The organism is Janibacter alkaliphilus (genome assembly GCF_013408565.1).
GTDB lineage: Bacteria > Actinomycetota > Actinomycetes > Actinomycetales > Dermatophilaceae > Janibacter > Janibacter alkaliphilus.
Map to the genome: position 1 here is coordinate 2,130,690 of NZ_JACBZX010000001.1, position 18,652 is coordinate 2,149,341.

At 73.9% G+C, this 18,652-nt stretch carries 18 protein-coding genes; 10 read left to right on the forward strand and 8 right to left on the reverse strand.

Annotated elements, in window-relative coordinates; genetic code table 11:
- Positions 1–48 precede the first annotated feature (48 nt).
- Positions 49–1,209, forward strand: a complete 1,161-nt coding sequence (gene ispG, locus BJY28_RS10325; protein WP_179462934.1) for a flavodoxin-dependent (E)-4-hydroxy-3-methylbut-2-enyl-diphosphate synthase — start codon at positions 49–51, stop codon at positions 1,207–1,209.
- 63 nt (positions 1,210–1,272) lie between these two features.
- Positions 1,273–2,115 (forward strand): GNAT family N-acetyltransferase, encoded by an 843-nt coding sequence (locus BJY28_RS10330; RefSeq protein WP_179462935.1) that lies wholly within the window; start codon positions 1,273–1,275, stop codon positions 2,113–2,115.
- Positions 2,116–2,145: 30 nt separating this feature from the next.
- On the opposite strand, the gene BJY28_RS10335 is transcribed toward BJY28_RS10330, so the two are convergent.
- Complete coding sequence (locus BJY28_RS10335; RefSeq protein WP_179462936.1) at positions 2,146–2,829, reverse strand: hypothetical protein; 684 nt, start codon at positions 2,827–2,829, stop codon at positions 2,146–2,148.
- Between the two features lie 270 nt (positions 2,830–3,099).
- On the opposite strand from BJY28_RS10335, the gene BJY28_RS10340 reads away from it, so the two are divergent.
- The 4 genes from BJY28_RS10340 to BJY28_RS10355 are packed head-to-tail and all read left to right on the forward strand — an operon-like array spanning position 3,100 to position 7,215.
- Positions 3,100–4,428, forward strand: a complete 1,329-nt coding sequence (locus tag BJY28_RS10340) for a glycosyltransferase (protein WP_218875289.1) — start codon at positions 3,100–3,102, stop codon at positions 4,426–4,428.
- Positions 4,425–5,993, forward strand: coding sequence for a polysaccharide deacetylase family protein (locus tag BJY28_RS10345; protein ID WP_179462938.1), 1,569 nt, complete (start codon positions 4,425–4,427; stop codon positions 5,991–5,993). Before BJY28_RS10340 ends, BJY28_RS10345 begins: the two co-directional genes overlap by 4 nt.
- A 38-nt stretch (positions 5,994–6,031) precedes the next feature.
- On the forward strand, positions 6,032–6,424 hold the full coding sequence (locus tag BJY28_RS10350) for a DoxX family protein (RefSeq protein ID WP_179462939.1): 393 nt from the start codon (positions 6,032–6,034) through the stop codon (positions 6,422–6,424).
- Positions 6,421–7,215: an SIR2 family NAD-dependent protein deacylase gene (locus BJY28_RS10355; RefSeq protein WP_179462940.1), complete on the forward strand. Its 795-nt coding sequence runs from the start codon at positions 6,421–6,423 to the stop codon at positions 7,213–7,215. The genes BJY28_RS10350 and BJY28_RS10355 overlap by 4 nt, the downstream gene beginning before the upstream one ends.
- 82 nt (positions 7,216–7,297) lie before the next feature.
- On the opposite strand, the gene mftD is transcribed toward BJY28_RS10355, so the two are convergent.
- From mftD to mftA, 7 genes are read right to left on the reverse strand one after another with little or no spacing between them, the layout of a single operon-like run.
- Positions 7,298–8,473: a pre-mycofactocin synthase MftD gene (mftD, locus tag BJY28_RS10360; protein ID WP_179462941.1), complete on the reverse strand. Its 1,176-nt coding sequence runs from the start codon at positions 8,471–8,473 to the stop codon at positions 7,298–7,300.
- A gap of 11 nt (positions 8,474–8,484) precedes the next feature.
- Positions 8,485–9,933 (reverse strand): mycofactocin biosynthesis glycosyltransferase MftF, encoded by a 1,449-nt coding sequence (gene mftF / locus BJY28_RS10365; RefSeq protein ID WP_218875291.1) that lies wholly within the window; start codon positions 9,931–9,933, stop codon positions 8,485–8,487.
- A complete protein-coding gene (locus tag BJY28_RS10370) occupies positions 9,926–10,705 on the reverse strand; it encodes a mycofactocin-coupled SDR family oxidoreductase (RefSeq protein WP_179462942.1) in 780 nt (259 codons plus the stop codon). The genes mftF and BJY28_RS10370 overlap by 8 nt, the downstream gene beginning before the upstream one ends.
- 11 nt (positions 10,706–10,716) lie before the next feature.
- Positions 10,717–11,496 (reverse strand): mycofactocin biosynthesis peptidyl-dipeptidase MftE, encoded by a 780-nt coding sequence (gene mftE, locus BJY28_RS10375; RefSeq protein ID WP_179462943.1) that lies wholly within the window; start codon positions 11,494–11,496, stop codon positions 10,717–10,719.
- Positions 11,497–11,499: 3 nt separating this feature from the next.
- Positions 11,500–12,762 (reverse strand): mycofactocin radical SAM maturase, encoded by a 1,263-nt coding sequence (mftC, locus tag BJY28_RS10380; protein WP_179462944.1) that lies wholly within the window; start codon positions 12,760–12,762, stop codon positions 11,500–11,502.
- Positions 12,759–13,022: a mycofactocin biosynthesis chaperone MftB gene (mftB, locus tag BJY28_RS10385; protein WP_179462945.1), complete on the reverse strand. Its 264-nt coding sequence runs from the start codon at positions 13,020–13,022 to the stop codon at positions 12,759–12,761. The genes mftC and mftB overlap by 4 nt, the downstream gene beginning before the upstream one ends.
- Before the next feature lie 27 nt (positions 13,023–13,049).
- Positions 13,050–13,172 (reverse strand): mycofactocin precursor MftA, encoded by a 123-nt coding sequence (gene mftA, locus BJY28_RS10390; protein WP_179462946.1) that lies wholly within the window; start codon positions 13,170–13,172, stop codon positions 13,050–13,052.
- Between the two features lie 328 nt (positions 13,173–13,500).
- Here mftA and mdo point away from each other — a divergent pair, with 328 nt between their 5' ends.
- From mdo to mftM, 4 genes are all read left to right on the forward strand, one after another.
- A complete protein-coding gene (mdo, locus tag BJY28_RS10395) occupies positions 13,501–14,793 on the forward strand; it encodes an NDMA-dependent methanol dehydrogenase (RefSeq protein WP_179462947.1) in 1,293 nt (430 codons plus the stop codon).
- 112 nt (positions 14,794–14,905) lie between these two features.
- Positions 14,906–16,186 carry an AAA family ATPase gene (locus BJY28_RS10400; protein WP_179462948.1) on the forward strand — a complete coding sequence of 427 codons (1,281 nt, stop codon included), beginning with the start codon at positions 14,906–14,908 and terminating at the stop codon, positions 16,184–16,186.
- A 10-nt stretch (positions 16,187–16,196) separates the two neighbouring features.
- Positions 16,197–17,723, forward strand: coding sequence for a VWA domain-containing protein (locus BJY28_RS10405; RefSeq protein ID WP_179462949.1), 1,527 nt, complete (start codon positions 16,197–16,199; stop codon positions 17,721–17,723).
- Positions 17,720–18,643, forward strand: a complete 924-nt coding sequence (gene mftM / locus BJY28_RS16630; protein WP_179462950.1) for a mycofactocin oligosaccharide methyltransferase MftM — start codon at positions 17,720–17,722, stop codon at positions 18,641–18,643. Before BJY28_RS10405 ends, mftM begins: the two co-directional genes overlap by 4 nt.
- Positions 18,644–18,652 lie beyond the last annotated feature (9 nt).

Sequence of the window (18,652 nt, forward strand, 5' to 3'; positions counted from 1 at the left end):
TTGGGGGAGGCACAGGGAGCATCCAGGGTGGGCGCGCATAATGGGGGCATGACTGTCTCCCTCGGCATGCCGAAGGCTCCCGCGCCCGTCCTCGCCCCCCGGCGGCAGACCCGGCAGATCAAGGTCGGGTCGGTCGGGGTCGGCAGCGAGTCGCCGGTCTCGGTGCAGTCGATGACGACGACGCCGACCACCGACATCAACGCCACGCTGCAGCAGATCGCCGAGCTCACCGCCGCCGGCTGCGACATCGTCCGGGTCGCCTGCCCCAGCCGCGACGACGCCGAGGCGCTCCCGGCGATCGCCGCGAAGAGCCAGATCCCGGTCATCGCCGACATCCACTTCCAGCCGAACTACGTCTACGCGGCCATCGACGCCGGCTGCGCCGGGGTCCGGGTCAACCCGGGCAACATCCGCAAGTTCGACGACCAGGTCGCCGAGATCTCCCGCCGGGCGAAGGCGGCCGGCGTCTCCATCCGCATCGGCGTCAACGCCGGCTCGCTCGACAAGCGCCTGCTGGAGAAGTACGGCAAGCCCACCCCGGAGGCCCTCGTGGAGTCCGCGGTCTGGGAGGCCAGCCTCTTCGAGGAGCACGACTTCCACGACTTCAAGATCTCGGTCAAGCACAACGACCCGGTCGTCATGGTCCAGGCCTACGAGCTGCTCGCCCAGCGCGGCGACTGGCCGCTGCACCTCGGGGTCACCGAGGCCGGACCCGCCTTCCAGGGCACGATCAAGTCGGCCACCGCCTTCGGCAACCTGCTCGGCCGCGGCATCGGCGACACCATCCGGGTCTCGCTGTCCGCGCCGCCGGTCGAGGAGGTCAAGGTCGGCAACCAGATCCTGCAGAGCCTCAACCTCAAGCCGCGCAAGCTCGAGATCGTCTCCTGCCCCAGCTGCGGTCGCGCCCAGGTGGACGTCTACAAGCTCGCCGACGAGGTCACCGCCGGGCTGGACGGCATGGAGGTCCCGCTGCGCGTCGCCGTCATGGGCTGCGTCGTCAACGGCCCCGGCGAGGCCCGCGAGGCCGACCTGGGCGTCGCCTCCGGCAACGGCAAGGGCCAGATCTTCGTCAAGGGCGAGGTCATCAAGACCGTCCCGGAGAGCCAGATCGTCGAGACCCTCATCGAGGAGGCCATGCGGATCGCCGAGGAGATGGGCGAGCCCGTGGACGGCGAGCCGACCGGGCAGCCCTCGGTCACCGTCGGCTGACCAGGACGACCCGCTGAGGACGAGCGCCCCCGCACGACGACGCGTAGTGGGAGACTGACGCTCGTGCTGCGCACCCGCCACCCGGTCCGCCTGCTCGGCGGCGACGACGTCGACGAGGCGCTCGAGCTGTGCGCGCAGGACCCCGCCTCGCACGTCTTCGTCGCCAGCCGGATCATCGACGGCGCCATGGGGCGCGGCAGCACCTCCACGCACGGCTACTTCGAGGACGGCCGGCTCACCGCGCTGCTGTGGACCGTCGCCAACGTCGTGCCGGTCGGCACCGACCCCCGCGCCCGCCTGGCCCTGGCCGAGCGCGCCCGCAAGGCCCGCCGCCGGTGCGCCTCCTTCCTCGGCCCCCGCGAGGAGGTCATGGACCTGTGGGCGCTCGCCGGGGACGCCTACCCCCCGCCCCGCTCGGTGCGCGACCAGCCGCTGATGACCACCCGCACCCGCCCCAGCGAGCTCGGCGTGAGCCTGGACGAGCGGGTGCGCCCCGCCCGCCCCGAGGAGCTCGACCTCGTGCTGCCGGCCGCCGAGCACATGTTCACCGAGGAGATCGGCTACCCGCCGTACTCGGGCAGCCCCACCTTCTACCGGGACTCGATCTGGCGGCTGATCCAGGCCGGGCGGACCTACGTCGTCGTCGACGGTGGCCGGGTGGTCTTCAAGGCCGACCTCGGCTCGGTGGCCCTGGACACCTGCCAGGTCCAGGGCGTCTGGCTCGCCCCGGACCTGCGCGGCCAGGGGCTCGCGGTGCCGATGATGGCCGCCGCCGTCGAGCGGGCCATGACCGAGCACGCCTCGCTGGTCACCCTCTACGTCAACGACTTCAACGCCCCGGCGCTGGCCACCTACCGGGCCATCGGCATGCAGCAGGTCGGGCGCTTCGCCACCATCCTCTTCTGAGCCGGCTCGCGCTGCCGGGCGACAGCGGGGTCAGCACTCCTCGGCCAGGTCCGCCGAGCACGGCTCGACCCGCACCTGGGCCAGCTCGACCTCGGTGGCGTCCGCGCGGACCCCGACCGACCCCGACCCGGTGATGGCTCGCGCCCGGCTCTGCCCGGGACCGGGCTGCCCGTGATCGAGCGCGTCGAGCACCGGCTCGCCGTCGATGGCGAGCGCGATCCGCACCTGCTCGCCCTCGTCCCGCACCCGGACCTCGACGTCCTGCCAGCGCCCCAGCGGCATCGTCCGCTCGGTCGTCGCCAGCGTCGCGTAGGTGCCGCCGTTGCTGGGACCGCCGGGCAGCTTGCGCTTGATCGCGACCTGACCGTCCCGACGCATCACCGAGACCGCGTACAGCTCCTGCTCGCTGACGTGCCGCACCCACACGTGCACCCCGTCCCAGTCCGGGGCCGTCCCGCCGGTCGGCTCGTCCTGGGCGAGGGCTCTGAGTCGCACGGACGTCGCCACGTCGCCGAGATCGGCCCGCCGCGAGTGCATCCGGAAGACCGCTGACCCGACGCTCGGGCCGATGCCCGGGATCGGCTGCCCGGCCGACGTCGGGCCGGTCCAGCCCGTGCCGTCCCGCACGTACAGGGCCCCGCTGGTGACATCCCACACGTTGTCGGGGGACGAGTTGATTGAATCCGCATCGACCGTGCGATACTCGTCAGTCACGAGGCGGTCCTCACCAGAGGCCGTCCACGTGAGCAGGGGAGCCGCGGGGCGAAGGGCGTACCAGCCCGCCGCTGCTCCCAGCGCCACCACGACGGTGGCGCACACGATCAGCAGCCACGGGGGGCGCGCTCGTCCACGCATGTATCCATCATGCGGTGCGGGCGTGGCCGTGGCCGAACCGAGACCGACGGGTCGTCGCGGATGCTCGCCCGCCGCGACCGAAGGAGGGGGCCCGTGCGCCCGAGAAGCCCTGAACGGGCCCGTGTCCTCGTGCCCGGAACCAGCCGGCGGGAGCGGGTCACCCGCGTCGCCGCGGCGGTGCTGACCACCGTCATCTGCCTGCTCTTCCTCTGGCACGTCCTGCTCTACCTCGACGGCTCCCGGTGGCGGATGCCGATCGCCCTCTACACGGTCGTCGTCTCCACCTACGTACTCAGCCGCTTCCTGCTCGGCGCGCTCTACCGCCCGCCGAGCGACGCCGGCCACGAGCCGCACGTGGCGATCGTCGTGCCGGCCTACAACGAGGGCGCTGCGGTGGCCCGGACGATCCACGCCTGCCTCGCCGTGGACTACCCGGCGGAGAAGGTCGAGCTCGTGGTCGTCGACGACGGGTCGGAGGACGACACCTGGGAGCGGATGGAGGCGGCGGCCGCCCTGCACCCGCCAGGCGCGGTGACTCTTGTCGACCTCGGCCACAACCAGGGCAAGCGAGCCGCGATGGCGGCCGGGATCCGGGCCACCGAGGCCGAGGTGCTCGTCTTCGTCGACTCCGACTCGGTGCCCTCGCCGGGGGCGGTGCGGCAGATCGTGCAGGGCCTGGCCGACGAGCGGGTCGCCGCCGTCTCCGGCATCACCCATGTGCGCAACGCCTACACCAACGCGCTCACCGCGATGCAGATGGCCCGCTACTTCGTCTCCTTCCAGCTGCTCAAGGCGGCCGAGTCCGTGGTCGGGGCGGTGACCTGCTGCTCGGGCTGCTTCTCGGCCTACCGCCGCTCCGCGGTCATGGAGGTCCTCGACGGCTGGGAGCACCAGCGCTTCCTCGGTGCCGAGTGCACCCACGGGGACGACCGGGCGCTGACCAACCAGCTGCTGCGTCGCGGCTGGCGGGCGCTCTACGACTCCTCCGCGGAGGCCTGGACCGATGCCCCGGCCACCTACCGGAAGTTCTTCCGGCAGCAGCTGCGCTGGAAGAAGTCCTGGTTCCGGGAGGGGCTGATCCTGCTCACCCACAGCTGGCGGACCCACCCGGTGGCCTTCCCCTTCATCCTCGCCGGGACGATGGCCGGCCTGCTCAGCCCGCTGGTGCTGCTGCTCAACCTCAGCCAGCCGGCGGTCACCGGCACCCTCCCGCTGGTCTACCTGCTGGGGCTCTTCCTGGTGAGCATGGCCTACGCCCTCTACTACCGGGCGATGCGCGACGACGGCCTGTGGCTGTACGCCTTCGTCGGCACGTACTTCTACATCGCCTTCTGCTTCCAGCTGTGGTGGGCGATCCTGCGGGTGCGCGACGCCTCGTGGGGCACCCGCGACCTGCCCGGCGAGCGCGCGGCGACGCGCACCGGGGAGCAGACGACCACCGAAGAGGTGCGCGCATGACCACCGACCGTCCCCAGCCCGAGAGCGAGGAGCGGGTGCACGCCGGCTACTCCCAGGACCGACCCCGACGGGGGATCCTCTACCGCCTGACCACCTCGACGCTGATCGTCGGCGTGCTGCTCGCCTGCGTGGCGTGGGCCCGGCTGGTCAGCCCCTCCGGCGAGGACGCCGCACCCGGCTGGGCCGAGGAGATCCCCACCGTCACGCTGAGCCCGGCCGAGCAGCACCTCGCCGACGCGGTGCCCGACTACGAGGGCGCCGTCCCCGTGGTGAACTTCCACGCGGTGACCAGCCGGGCCGACGCCCAGGGCGCCCAGACCACCCCGACCGAGCGGTTCGCCCGGCACGTGCGCGCCCTGGACCGGGCCGGCTTCACCACCATCACGCTGCGGCAGCTGCGTGACTTCCTGGACGGCGAGGGCGAGCTGCCGGAGAAGCCGATCATGCTCACCTTCGACGACGGGCACGCCACCACGCTCGAGGTCATCGACCCGATCCTCGCCCGGCACGGCTTCACCGGGGTGTCCTTCCCGGCGACCGGCTCGGTGCCGATGCGTGACACCCCGTCGTACTACATGACCGTCGAGCAGGTCCACGAGCTGCAGGCGACCGGGCGCTGGGAGATCGGCAGCCACACCCACGCCCAGCACGACCACGGCACGGACGAGAGCGGTGCCGAGGTCAGCGTGCTGGACCACCGGGTGGTGCGCGACGGGCAGCTGGAGAGCACGCCGCAGTGGCAGCGACGCGTCGAGCAGGACCTGCAGACCAGCCGGGACTGGCTCGAACGAGAGGTGGCTCCGTCCGTGCCCGCCTTCGCCTACCCCTTCAGCCAGCACGGCCAGGGCAGCAACATCGACGACGCCGAGCAGCGGCTGAGCGGCCTGCTCGAGGACTCCGGCTTCCAGCTGGGCTTCGTCGGGCAGGACGGCCTGCCGCACCGCGCGATCCTCGCCGGCGACGACCCGATGACCCTGCGCCGGCTGCCGATGCTCGGCTCGACCACCACGACCGAGATGCTGCGCACCATCAGCGAGGCCGTGCCGACGACGATGCCCGCCTCGGCCGCCGACCTGCGGTGGACCGGCACCATGGCCGCCTGCGAGACCGCCGAGGACGCGGTCCGGGCCACCCTGGAGCGGGACGGCTACGCCGAGTGCCGGAACGGGGCCACGGCGGTCACCTGGGAGGACTACACGCTGAGCACCACGGTCTCCGGGACCGATGCGGACACCTCGGCCTCGGTCGTCGTCCGCGACGGTCAGGACTGGGCGCAGGCCGGCAGCGTCGAGGTCCGCCTGCGCGGCACCGACGTCGAGCTGCGGGAGCGCACGCAGGACGAACCGGTGGTGCTGGCCCGGGGCACCGTCAGCGCGAGCGACGAGCACGAGGTGCGGATCAGCGTGGACGGCCGCCAGGTCTCGGTGACCGTCGACGACGCAGCCCCGATCTCCGCCGAGCTGAGCGCGGCGGTGCCCGGGGGCGTGACCCTCGCCGTCGCCGGGGCCGACGGGGACACGGTGGCCTTCAGCGGTCTCGACCTGGGGCGCACCGCGAGCAGGTGACACCCGCCGAGCGTCCGGGCGGTGACAGGATGGGTCGCATGAGCGCACCGCTGGCCACCGACACCCGTGCCCTGGCCGGGCTCTTCACCGCCTCCGGCGTGATCCACCTGGTCCGGCCGCAGGTCTTCGAGCCGATCGTCCCGGCGCCGCTGCGCGAGCACGACCGCGCGCTGGTGCTCGCCTCCGGGGTGGCCGAGCTGGCCTGCGCGGCCGGTCTGGTCCACCCGGCCACCCGCCGCGCGGCCGGCTGGGCGAGCGTCGCCGTGCTGCTCGGGGTGCTGCCGGCCAACGTCCAGATGAGCCTGGACCACGGCCGACGAGCGCAGCGCAGGCAGACCCCGGCCGCCCGCGGCGCCTTTGCCGGGACCCTGCTGCGGCTGCCGCTGCAGCTGCCCATGCTGCGGGCCGCCTACCGGGCCACGCGCCGATGACCTCCGACGCCGACGCCGTCGAGGAGACCCAGGTCGCTGGCCTGGGCGAGGCGGTCGACGCGCTGCGGGGCGCTCGCCGGGTGCTCGTCCTCTCCGGGGCCGGGATGAGCGCCGAGTCCGGGGTGCCCACCTTCCGCGACGCCCAGACCGGGCTGTGGGAGCAGGTCGACCCGACGGACCTGGCCACCCCCGAGGCCTGGGAGCAGGACCCGCCCTACGTGTGGGCCTGGTACGCCTGGCGGATCGGTCGGCTCCGGGCGGTGCAGCCCAATGCCGGCCACCGCGCCCTCGCCGAGCTGGCCGCCTACCGCGAGGTGAGCATCGCCACCCAGAACGTCGACGACCTGCACGAGCGCGCCGGATCCACGGTGCTGGCGCACGTCCACGGCTCGCTCACCGACCTCCGGTGCAGCGACTGCGCCACCCCCCACGTGGGCCCGGTCGAGGTGCCCGAGGACCCGGTGGAGCGCCTCGAGCCACCGTCCTGCGGCGAGTGCGGCGGCGACGTGCGTCCCGGGGTGGTGTGGTTCGGCGAGATGCTGCCGGCCCGCGCGCTGGCGGAGACCACCGCGGCCATCGAGGCGCTCACCGAGGGTGACGTCGTGCTCGTCGTCGGCACCTCCGGGGTGGTCTACCCGGCGGCCGGGTTCCCGGCGATGGCCCGCGCCGAGGGCGCCACGGTCATCGAGGTCAACCCCACCGAGACCGAGGTCAGCGACGTGTGCGACCTGCGGCTGCGCGGCACGGCCGCGCAGGTCCTGCCGCGCCTGGTGGCCGCGATCACCGGCTGAGCGCCGCACCGGTCCCCGAGCAGCGCCCGGTCCCCGAGCACCGCCCCGGTCCCCGAGCACCACCTCGGTCCCAGCGCCCGTCTCAGTCGCCCAGCACCCGGGCGAAGCCCTCCGGCACGAGGATGTCCTCCGGGGCGAGGTCGGCCACCGACGCCTTGCCCAGGCCGAGCATCGCCGAGGAGATCCCGCCGGAGAGGATGTCCAGGACGTTCTCCACCCCGGCCTGGCCGTTGGCGGCCAGCCCCCACAGGTAGGCGCGGCCGATCATCACCGCCTGCGCCCCCAGGGCCAGCGCCTTGACGACGTCGCCGCCGCGGCGGATGCCGCTGTCCAGCACCACCTCGATCTCGTCGCCGACCGCCTCGGCGATCCCGGGCAGCATCCGGATCGCCCCGGGGATGCCGTCGAGGTTGTTGCCGCCGTGCGTGGACACCGAGATCGCGCTGGCCCCGGCGTCGACCGCCCGCCGGGCGTCGTCGACCCGGCAGATCCCCTTGATCATGAAGGGCCCGCCCCAGGCCTCGCGCATCCACGCGATGTCCTCCCAGCTCGGCGGCGGGGTGGTCATCCACTCCCCGTAGGCGCCGAAGAAGGTGGGTCCGGGCTCACCCTTCGCCGCCATGTTGGGGGTGGTCAGGTCGGGCAGCTGCCCGGTGCGGGCGAAGTCGAGCAGCCAGCGCGGCTTGAGCGCCACCTCGGGGGCGAAGGAGAGCATCGCCTTCGGGGTGAGGGCCTCCGGGATCGCCGGGCTGCCCCAGTCGCGGCCGAAGGAGAAGGTCCAGTCGAGGGTGGCGATGACCCCCTTCGCGCCGGCCTCCCGGGCCCGCTGCAGCCGCTGCTCGATGACGTCGCGCCCGCCGGACCAGTAGATCTGGAAGAAGGTCCGGTCGTTGGCGGCGACGACGTCCTCCAGGGTGCGCGAGCCGAAGGAGCTCAGCCCGATGGCGGTGCCGCGGGCGGCGGCCGCCCGGGCGACGGCGACCTCGCCCTCGGGGTGCACGGCCTGCACCCCGGTGGGGGAGATGATCACCGGCAGGTCGAGGTCGACCCCCATCACCTGGGTGCCCAGCGCCCGCTCGGCCGGGCCGCCGGCGACGTGCGGGGCGAACCCCAGCTCGGCGAAGGCGTCGATGTTGTCGCGGTAGGTCTGACCGCGCTCGGACCCGGCGAGCAGGGCCTTGTAGACCGATCGCGGCAGCCTCTTCTGGGCGCGTCGCTGCGCCTCGGCGACGGTCTCGAACCATCCGTTGTTGCCCATGGCGGTACCTCTCAGGTGGGGTCGGGGGACTGGTCGGGGCGAGGGTGGGCCGGTGCGGCGGCGCGCACCCGGATCAGCGGGAGCAGCGCCCGCGGCGAGCGCTCGGCGAGGCAGCCGCGCCACAGCCCGAGGCCGTAGGCCAGGTCGTCGGCCCGGCGCAGCACGGCGTAGCGGACCAGGTCGGTCCCGGGGGCGTGCCGGCGGTGGTCGAGGACCGCGTCGAGGACCGTCATGGCGAGCGCGGCCCGACGCACCCGGGCGGAGAAGGGGGCGAGCGCGGCGGTCACCGGCCAGTGGTGGCGCAGCAGCGCGCTGCCGGTCTGGGCCAGGGTGGCGTGCAGACCGAGGCCGATCACCGCGGCGGCGTCCCGGTGCGGGGCTCGGCTGCCGGTCAGCCGACGGGCCAGCGCCAGCTCGGCCACCACGGTGGTCACGGCCGCCACCGGCAGGCTCCAGCGGCGCTGGGCCAGCAGCGCACCGGCGACGACGAGGCCCCACGCCGGGCTGACCACCGGGGCGACGGCGGAGCCGTGCCGCCGGGCCAGCGGGGCCGCCCCGGTGCCGTAGAAGGCCTTGCGCCGCAACCAGGCCCGCGTGCCGGTGCGGTGCTCGTGCCGGACCTGGATCGCCGGGTCGTAGCGCACGTCGTGGGTGCGGGAGAGCCGCCAGACGAGGTCGACGTCCTCGGCCACCCGCATCCGCTCGTCGAAGCCGGTGCCCAGCACGCCGGTCCGGGCGAGCATCATCGCGCTGGGCACGTAGGAGACCCGGGCGTGCGGGCGCACCAGCGCCGGCTCGGGGCCGAGGTCGAGGGAGGAGCGGGCGGCCTCGTAGCGGGCCAGCGGGCCGCCACCCTCCTCCAGGCCGAGCACCCGCGGCGCGGCGAGCGCCACCCGGGGGTCGTCGAGGTGACGGTGCAGCGCCACCAGCGCGTCGCGGTCCAGGACGACGTCGGCGTCGACGAAGGCGACGGCCGGCGTGCGCACCGTGGCCAGGCCGGTGTTGCGGGCCGCGGCCGGTCCGCGGCAGACCGGGTGGCGCAGCAGACGTGCGCCGTGCCGGCGGCACACCGCGGCCAGGGCGGCCGGGTCGGTGCTGCCGTCGTCGACCACCACCACCGCGACGCCGGGCAGCCGCCGCAGCAGCCGGTCCACCTGCAGCGGGGCGTCCAGCACCGGCACCACCACGGTGACGTCGGCCAGCCGGTCGTCGGTGCCCGGGCGCCAGCAGGGGTGGGCCAGGCCGCGCTCCAGCAGCATCCGGGCCAGGCGCGCGCTGGTCGGGTCGCCGACCTCGAGGGTTCCAGTCGGCTGCAGCCGCTCCAGCGCGGCCGGGCGCAGGTGCACCATGCGTCCGCCGGACCCGCCGTAGAGGGTGCGGCCGCCGTCGCGGCTCCTGGTCCCGGGGTCCAGACGCACCTGAAAGCCGGTCGGCAGCGGTGCAGTGTCCTGCTCAGCCACGGCGGAACCCCCCGTCGGCGTCCAGCACGGCGCCGTGCACCACCGGGCCGGCGGTGGCGGCCAGCTCGACCACCTGGGCCACCTCGTCCGCGTCCATCGGAGCGCGCAGGTGCTGCTGCTCGGCGAGCGCGGCGGTGCTCTCCAGGCCGTAGATGCGGGCGGTGGCGGCCAGCATCTCGGTCTCGGTGGCGCCGGGGGAGACTCCGACCGCGGTGACCGCGGTGCCGGCCAGGTCGGCAGCGAGCGCCCGGACCAGGCCGACGGCGGCGTGCTTGGCGATGACGTAGCCGGAGAGCCCGAAGAGCCCCTGACGGCCGGCCACCGAGGTGATGACGACGGCGCTGGGCCGGTCCTCGGCGGGCCGGTCCAGCAGGTGCGGCACGGCGGCCTGGATGAGGTGCACACCGGTGAGCAGGTCCGCCTCCAGCAGGGCGGTCAGCTGGTGCGCCGGCGCCTGCCAGAGCAGCGGACCGCCGGCGACCACCGAGGCGGCGGCGACGACGACGTCGAGGCGCCCGTGCTCGGCGACCACCGCGTCGAGCGCGGCGCGGGTGGCGCCCGGGTCCCGCAGGTCGACGTCGTGGCCGTCGATGCCGCCCTCGGCCAGCCGGGCCAGATCCTCGGCGTCGGCGTGCGGATAGCCCAGGGTGGACCCGCCGAGGGCGTCGAGCACGACGACGGTTCGCCCCGAGTCCGCCAGCCGCCGGGCGGTGGCGGCACCGATCCCGCGGGCACCGCCGGCGACGACGGCGACCGGCGGCCCAGCGGTCACAGGGACACTGCTCAAGAGGGCACCCGGTGCGGCCGGACGAGGCAGCCGCGGGAGTCGCTGAGGTCGTGCTCGAGCTGGGCGGCGATGCGCCCGGCCAGCTGCTCCAGGTGGGCGCGCCCGTCGGCGGGGGTGGCCTGCCGCGGGTCGCCGAGCACACCGCTGGGGGAGACTGCGGCCACCCCGCCGGAGCGCAGCCGGGGCAGCAGGTCGGCGACCGGCTCGCGGGCCCCGGGGACGAAGGGCGGGGCACCGACCTGGTCCGGGCGCAGCGCCTGCATCATCGAGGTCTCGGCGTGCCCGGCGTGGGCGTCCCAGCCGGGCTCGGCGCAGCTGGTCCACACGACGTCGTGCCCCTCGTGGCGCAGCCGGGTGACCGCGGTCGTGAGCGCCTCGGCGTTGCCGCCGTGCCCGGTGACGAGCACGACCTGGCGGCACCAGCGCCGGGCGGAGCGGACCAGCTCGAGCACCACCTGCTGCAGCGCCTCGGTGCCGATCGAGACGGTCCCGGGGAAGCCCTCGTGCTCGCCGCTGGCGCCGTAGCCGAGCACCGGGGCGACCAGGGCAGGTCGCCCGGTCGACCGCAGTCGCTCGGCGACCCGGGCGCACACCGCCGCCGCGATGGTGCTGTCGCTGCTCAGCGGCAGGTGCGGGCCGTGCTGCTCCAGCGCACCGAGCGGGATCAGCAGCGGCCCGGGGTGGTGGCCGTCGGGCACCGTGGCGGCCCCGACCTGGGGCGAGGTGGCTCGGCCGAGGTCCGCGCCGGTCGGCTCGTCCGGGGCCACGACGTCCATCGCTCAGCCGGGGGTGACCGTGGCGCGTCCCGGGGCGAGCGGGCTCTCGTCGCACGGCGAGGACGGCGGGCGCGACCCGATGGTCACCGGCACCGGGGCGTTGCGCGTCGGGCCACGGTGGCTGTGGTCGCCCGAGGGGCGCGGCCGGTCCGCCTCGGCGGCCGCGGCGAGCGCGCCGGTGGCGTTGCCCTTGACGCACTCCGGGTCGGGGCCGTCCAGCGGCAGGCCGGTGAAGAACTTCGCGGCCATGCAGCCGCCGCGGCAGGCGTCGTAGGCCGAGCACCGGGTGCAGGCGCCACCGGTCTGCGGCGAGCGCAGCTCGCGGAAGAGCTCGGCCTCGCGCCACACCGTGCCGAAGCCGGCGTCGCGGGTGTTCCCGGCGAGGAAGCGGTCGTGGATGGCGAAGGGGCAGGCGTAGACGTCGCCGACCGGGTCGATGAGGCAGACCACCCGGCCGGCCCCGCAGAGGTTGAGCCCGGGCAGGGCGTCGCCGAAGGCGGCCAGGTGGAAGAACGAGTCCCCGGTGAGCACCCCGTCGCCGTGGGCCACCAGCCAGTCGTAGATCTCCCGCTGCTGCTCCGGGAGGGGGTGCAGGTCGGCCCACACGTCGGCGCCCCGGCCCGCCGGACGCAGCCGGGTCAGCCGCAGCGTGGCGCCGTGGTCGTCGGCGATCTCCTTGAAGCGGTCCAGCTGCGGCACGTTCTCCCGGGTGCAGACCACGGAGAGCTTGGTGTCGCTCATCCCCGCGTCGGCGAGGGTGCGCAGCGCCCGCAGCGCCGCGTCGTAGGTGCCGGCGCCACGGATCGGGTCGTTGACCTCCGGGGTGGCCCCGTCCAGGGAGACCTGCACGTCCACGTAGTCGGTCGCCGCCAGCCGGGCCGCCTTCTCCGGGGTGATCCGGAAGCCGTTGGTGGAGAACTTCACCCCGACGTCGTGCGCCACGGCGTGGTCGACGATCTCCCAGAAGTCGGGTCGCACGGTGGGCTCGCCGCCGCCGATGTTGACGTAGAAGACCTTCATCGCCTGCAGCTCCTCGATGAGCGCGAAGCACTCGGCGGTGCTCAGCTCGCGCGGGTCGCGCCGACCCGAGGAGGACAGGCAGTGCACGCAGGAGAGGTTGCAGGCGTAGGTGAGCTCCCAGGTGAGGCAGATCGGGGCGTCCAGGCCGTGCTCGAAGTGGTCCACGAGCCGAGCCCCGGTGCGGACCCGGGGGGCGGCGGCGTGGTCGGCGGCGGAGCCGGTGCTGCGCTCGGGGGCGAGGGTCATGAGGTCCTCCTGGTGATCATCCGCTGCTGGGCCAGCCGGTCCAGGGCGGCGCCGAACCCGGGACGCAAGGCCACGGGCACCCCGGCCCGGGCCAGCGCGTCGTCGACGGTGGGTGCCGCGGCGAGCCCCTCGACCACGGCGACGAGGCGCCGGTCCTTGAGGAAGGTCAGCCGGCGGCTGTGGAAGTCGTAGAGCAGGGCGCCGAACGGCTCGGGGCGGATCGCCACCGAGCCGTTCAGCTCCCAGGCCTGGTCGAGCACGAGCGTCGTCCGTCTCGGGGGGCGGCGTCAGTAGACGCCGCACATGCCGTCGATGGACACGTCCTCGACGAGGTCGTCGGCCAGCGCCTCCGGCGGTGCGGTCTCGGCCTCGACCGGGGCGTCGGTGTCGGTGCGGTCCTCGGGGGTCATCGCGGTGCTCCTTCTCGCTGGTCCGACGCGGCCGGCGGGACGTCGTCCTCGGTCCGACCCGTATCGCCGCACGGTCGACGGCGACACCGCTCACGCTAGGAAGGCGCCCGCCGAGGGCACACCCGTCTGGGGGGCAGGCCGCACCTGCCGGACCGGGCAGGGGTGCACCGACGCCCTGCCCGACCGGGCAGGTGCCCGCGCTGCCCGGCCCGGCGGGCGCCGCCCGGGCGGGGCGGGCGGTTCCTCGTCCTCGTCTACCCGTGGCCGGTCCCGATCCCTAGCGTCGGCCTCACCACCCCCGATCGCCCTCACCGAGGAGGAGACGACGATGCAGGTCGACGAGCTGCTCAAACCATTCCCGATCAAGGAGTTCCACCCCTTCCCGCGGGGGCTGCTCGGTCCCGGGTCGCACGAGATGATCGGGCCCGAGGCGCTCAAGCTCGGCTTCCGCAAGACGCTGGTGATGACCTCGGGCCTGCGCGGCACCGACATCGTCCACAAGATCGTCGAGTCGATGAAGTACCACGGGCTCGAGGTCGTCGTGTACGACCAGGTCGAGTCCAACCCCAAGGACTACAACGTCATGGACGCGGTCGGGCTCTACCAGGACAACGAGTGCGACAGCTTCGTCTCGATCGGCGGCGGCAGCTCGCACGACGCCTGCAAGGGGGCCCGGATCTCGGTCGCCCACGACGGCCGCAACGTCAACGAGTTCGAGGGCTTCAACAAGTCCGAGAACCCGAAGAACCCGCCGCACATCGCCGTCTCCACCACCGCCGGGACCGGCTCGGAGACCTCCTGGGCGTACGTCATCACGGACACCACGACCGACCCGGACAACCCGCACAAGTACGTCGCCTTCGACGACGCCTCGGTGACCACGCTGGCCGTCGACGACCCGGTGCTCTACTACGACTGCCCCATCGACTACACCGCCCAGTGCGGCTTCGACGTGCTCGCGCACGCCTCCGAGCCGTACGTCTCCCGGCTCAACTTCGAGCCCTCCCTGGGCAACGCGCTGCATGCGGTGAAGCTCACCTCGCAGCACCTGCGCCAGGCGGTCTGGAACGGCGAGGAGCTCTCCGGGCGCGAAGGGATGATGTACGCCCAGTACATCGCCGCGCAGGCCTTCAACTCCGGCGGTCTGGGCATCGTGCACTCGATCTCGCACGCCGTCTCCGCCTTCTACGACACCCACCACGGGCTGAACAACGCCATCGCGCTGCCGCGGGTGTGGGCCTTCAACATGCCGGCGGCCTACCAGCGGTTCGCCGACATGGCCGAGGCGATGGGTGTCGACACCCACGGGATGACCAAGGTGCAGGCCGCGGACGCGGCGCTGGAGGCGGCCATCCGGCTGCTGCGCGACGTCGGCATCACCGAGAAGTTCACCGACGTCACCCAGGACAGCTACTCCAAGAACCGCCTGGGGCAGGGGCCGACGAAGTTCTACGAGGACAGCCCGACGATCGTCGGCGACGACGCGGACATCGACCGGATCACCAACCACGTCCTCGGCGACGCCTGCACCCCCGGCAACCCCAAGGAGTGCACCTTCGAGACCGTGCGTCCGGTCGTCGAGCACTGCCTCAACGGCGACCTCGACGAGCTGCTGCCGTGAGCCGGGCCGCGCCGTCCGGGCCCCGACCCGCACGGTGCGGCCCCCTCCGGGGGAGCGCACGACGGGCGGCGAGGCAGCCGTCCGACCCTGGCGAGCACGCGGGAGAGAGCCGATGACGACCACCGAGACCGACACCGAGAGCGACACCGAGACCGACACGCTGACCTTCACCGACGTCGGCGACGCCCGGCAGCGGCTGGCCGACGTCGGCTACCTGACCGACGAGCGCCTGGCGACCACCACCTTCCTGCAGGGGGCGCTCGGCAAGCCGCTGCTGCTCGAGGGCCCGGCCGGCGTCGGCAAGACCCAGCTGGCGCAGAGCGTCGCCCAGGCCACCGGCCGCCGGCTGCTGCGGCTGCAGTGCTACGAGGGGCAGGACGAGACCAAGGCCCTCTACGAGTGGGACTACGGCAAGCAGCTGCTCTACACCCAGATCCTGCGGGAGAAGATCAACCAGGTCGTCGCCGACGCCCCGGACCTGCCCTCGGCGGTGGAGATGATCGCCGCCCAGGACAGCATCTTCTTCTCCGAGCGCTTCCTCGCCCCGCGGCCGCTGCTGGAGGCGATCCGCTCCGAGGACCCGGTGGTGCTGCTCATCGACGAGGTGGACCGGGCGGACGAGGCGCTGGAGGCGGTCTTCCTCGAGCTGCTCGCCGAGTTTCAGGTCTCGGTGCCCGAGGTCGGCACCTTCGCCGCCCGGCACATCCCGCTGGTGGTGCTCACCTCGAACAACACCCGCGACCTGTCGGCGGCCCTGAAGCGCCGGTGCCTGCACCTCTTCCTCGACTACCCCTCCGCCGAGCGGGAGCTGGAGATCATCCGGTCCAAGGACACCGGGCTCTCCGACGCCCTGGCCGGCCAGCTCGTCGAGGTCGTCCGCGGCCTGCGCGAGCTGGAGCTGCGCAAGGCACCGAGCATCTCCGAGACGATCGACTGGGCGCGCACCCTGGCGGTGCTCGGGGTGGACGAGCTCTCCGCGCCGGTGGTCGCCGACACCCTCAACGTCGTCATGAAGTACGAGCGGGACATCGGCCTGGCCACCCGCCAGATCCCGCGGCTGCTCGATCCCAACGCCACCGTGCCGGAGCCGCACCACCACCATCACGGGCACGAGCACCACCACGGCCACGGGCACGCCCACGATCACGGGTCGGCCTCGGGGCACCCGCACGACGAGCCGCCGGGCTCGGGGCGGGTGGCGGCCGCGACCGGCCGGTCGGAGAGCGCGGACGGACCCGACGGGCGTGAGGTGCGCGCGGCCAAGGACGAGCCCGGCCGCCACGACGAGGCGTACTACGGCTCGCCCAGCGCGCTCGCCGGCTCGCGGCGGCGCTCGGTGACCTCCGGGCAGGGGTCACGCTCCTTCCGCACCGCACGCAAGCGCCCGGTCTGAGGGGCCCGGCATGGAGGGCGCGCTGCACCGGTTCATCCGCTACCTGCGGCTGCACGGGATGCGGGTCAGCGTCGCCGAGGCGCTCGACGCCCTCGAGGCCGCGGCGCAGGGCGGGATCATGTCCGACCGGGAGCGGCTGCGCTCGGCGCTCGCGGTGACCCTCGTCAAGGACCGGCGGGACATGGAGGTCTTCGACGAGGTCTTCGACCGCTTCTTCCGGCTGCGCCGGGTGGTGCCCGAGGAGGAGGGGCACGGTCACGCCCACGACGACCTCAGCGACACCGGCGAGCTGACCGACCTGACGCTCTCGGAGGAGCTCTCCGACACCCCGCAGCAGGGTCACAGCCACGGCGCCCCGAAGGACATCAAGGACTTCTTCAAGCCCGAGGACATGGCCGAGCAGTACAACCTGCACCAGGAGGCGAACAAGCTCGACCTGGCGTCGATGACCGACGAGGTGGTGCTCTCCAAGGACGGCGCCGGCACCCAGGGTGAGGCCGCCCGGGTGCAGGTGACCACCTCGCGGCTGCACAACCCCGGCACGCCCGGGACGCTGGCCAAGCAGCCCGGCACCGAGCTCGACGTCGAGCTGTCGGTGGCCGAGGAGCTCGCCCTGCTCAGCTGGCTCGGCGAGCCCGACGACGAGCTGGCCGAGCTCGCCCCGGACATCGACGTGGCCGAGCTGCGGGAGCGGCTGGCACCTCTCCTGGAGAGCCTGCCGGAGCGGATCAAGGAGCACCTGCAGGCGCTGATGTCTGCCGAGGCGGAGGTCGAGGAGCGCGAGCTGGACGTGGCCCGCGCCGAGGTGCTGGCCGAGCCCGACCGGCTCGCCTTCGAGGAGTCGGTCCGGCGGCTGCTGCGCGTGCTGCGCGGCGCGCCGCGACCCCGGCGGCACGTCGCCGGGAGCGGCACGATCGACCCGCGCCGGACGATGCGCGCCAACATGCGCTTCGACGGGGTGCCCTTCCGCCCGGTGCTGGTGAGCAAGCGCGAGGACCGGCCGCAGCTGCTCGTGCTCTGCGACGTCTCGCTCTCGGTGCGGGCCACCTCCGGCTTCGCGCTGCACCTGGTGCACAGCCTGCAGTCGGTGGCCTCGAAGGTGCGCTCCTTCGCCTTCGTCGACGAGGTGGTCGAGGTGAGCGACCTCTTCGCCGACCACCACGTGCAGCAGGCCCTCTCGATCGTCATGGCCGGCGAGGGGGACGGCGGCGTCATCGACGTCGACGCCGACTCCGACTACGGGGCGGTGCTGCGGCAGTTCCTCGAGGAGTTCGGCGGCGCGATCACCCGGCGCACCACCGTGGTGATCATCGGCGACGGGCGGGGCAACGGCCGCGACCCCGGCCTGCGCGCCTTCGAGGAGATCGCCCGCCGGGCCCGGCACGTCGTCTGGCTGACCCCCGAGCCGCGCTACTCCTGGGGGCTGGGCCGGTGCGACCTGCCGCTCTACGAGCCGGACATCGACCACATCGAGGTGGTGCGCAACCTCGGCGGGCTGGAGACCTTCAGCCATCGCATGGGCGAGGTGCTGGTGTGAGCGTGGGCGCGATCGAGGCCCTCGCGCCGGCCCGGGGAGGCTGCTACCGGGACGGGGTCATCACCGTGCGGCCACGCAGCCCGGTGGCGCCGCGCCGGCCCGGCGGGCTGCGGACCGCGCACTTCGACCTGCTGCGCGAGGACGGTGAGCTGGTGCTCGAGCACGCCCTGACGCTGGCCGGTGTCGACGACGACCTGGCCGGTCTGCTGTCCGAGGAGCTCTTCGAGCCCGGCTGGCTGCGCGGCGCCGACCTCTTCGAGCGGGTCTTCACCGGCGTCGTGCTCACCTGCGACGACGACCCGGTGACCGCGTGGGCGGCCTTCTACGAGAACACGTTACGGGCGGTGGACAGGGCGGCGCCGGGCGACGCCGACCTGCCCGCGCCACCGGAGGGCGGCGCCGGGCACGGCACGGTCGCGGGCTACGCGCCGGTCTACCGGAGGGTCGCCGCGCTGGTCCGGGGCCGGTCGGTGCTCGAGCTGGGCAGCTGCTTCGGCTTCCTCGCGCTGCGCCTGGCCGACCGGCACGAGGTCATCGCCTCGGACGTCTCCTCCGGGACGATGGACCTGCTGCAGGTCATGTCCGGCCGGATGGGTCTGCCGCTGGACACCCTGGTCTGCGACGCGGCGCACGTCCCGCGAGCGGACCGCAGCGTGGACACCGTGCTCGCGGTGCACCTGCTCGAGCACCTGGAGCCGGAGCACGCCGGCCGGGTGATCGGCACGGCATGCCGGCTGGCCCGGCAGCGGGTGGTGGTGGCGGTGCCCCTGGAGGAGCGACCGAGCGAGCAGTACGGCCACCTGTGGGCGGTCACCCTGGATGCGTTGCAGCGATGGGCCGACGGCGCTGCCGGATGGTGCGGCGAGGTCTCCGAGGACCACGGTGGCTGGCTCGTGCTGGACCGGGTCGAGCGCGGGTGAGACGGCCGG

Excerpts from the sequence above, each read along its gene's own strand:
- ispG (WP_179462934.1), top strand. The coding sequence starts at position 49 with ATGACTGTCTCCCTCGGCATGCCGAAGGCTCCCGCGCCCGTCCTCGCC.
- BJY28_RS10345 (WP_179462938.1), top strand. The coding sequence starts at position 4,425 with ATGACCACCGACCGTCCCCAGCCCGAGAGCGAGGAGCGGGTGCACGCC.
- BJY28_RS10350 (WP_179462939.1), top strand. The coding sequence starts at position 6,032 with ATGAGCGCACCGCTGGCCACCGACACCCGTGCCCTGGCCGGGCTCTTC.
- BJY28_RS10355 (WP_179462940.1), top strand. The coding sequence starts at position 6,421 with ATGACCTCCGACGCCGACGCCGTCGAGGAGACCCAGGTCGCTGGCCTG.
- mftD (WP_179462941.1), bottom strand. The coding sequence starts at position 8,473 with ATGGGCAACAACGGATGGTTCGAGACCGTCGCCGAGGCGCAGCGACGC.
- mftE (WP_179462943.1), bottom strand. The coding sequence starts at position 11,496 with ATGGACGTCGTGGCCCCGGACGAGCCGACCGGCGCGGACCTCGGCCGA.
- mftC (WP_179462944.1), bottom strand. The coding sequence starts at position 12,762 with ATGACCCTCGCCCCCGAGCGCAGCACCGGCTCCGCCGCCGACCACGCC.
- mftA (WP_179462946.1), bottom strand. The coding sequence starts at position 13,172 with ATGACCCCCGAGGACCGCACCGACACCGACGCCCCGGTCGAGGCCGAG.
- mdo (WP_179462947.1), top strand. The coding sequence starts at position 13,501 with ATGCAGGTCGACGAGCTGCTCAAACCATTCCCGATCAAGGAGTTCCAC.
- BJY28_RS10400 (WP_179462948.1), top strand. The coding sequence starts at position 14,906 with ATGACGACCACCGAGACCGACACCGAGAGCGACACCGAGACCGACACG.
- BJY28_RS10405 (WP_179462949.1), top strand. The coding sequence starts at position 16,197 with ATGGAGGGCGCGCTGCACCGGTTCATCCGCTACCTGCGGCTGCACGGG.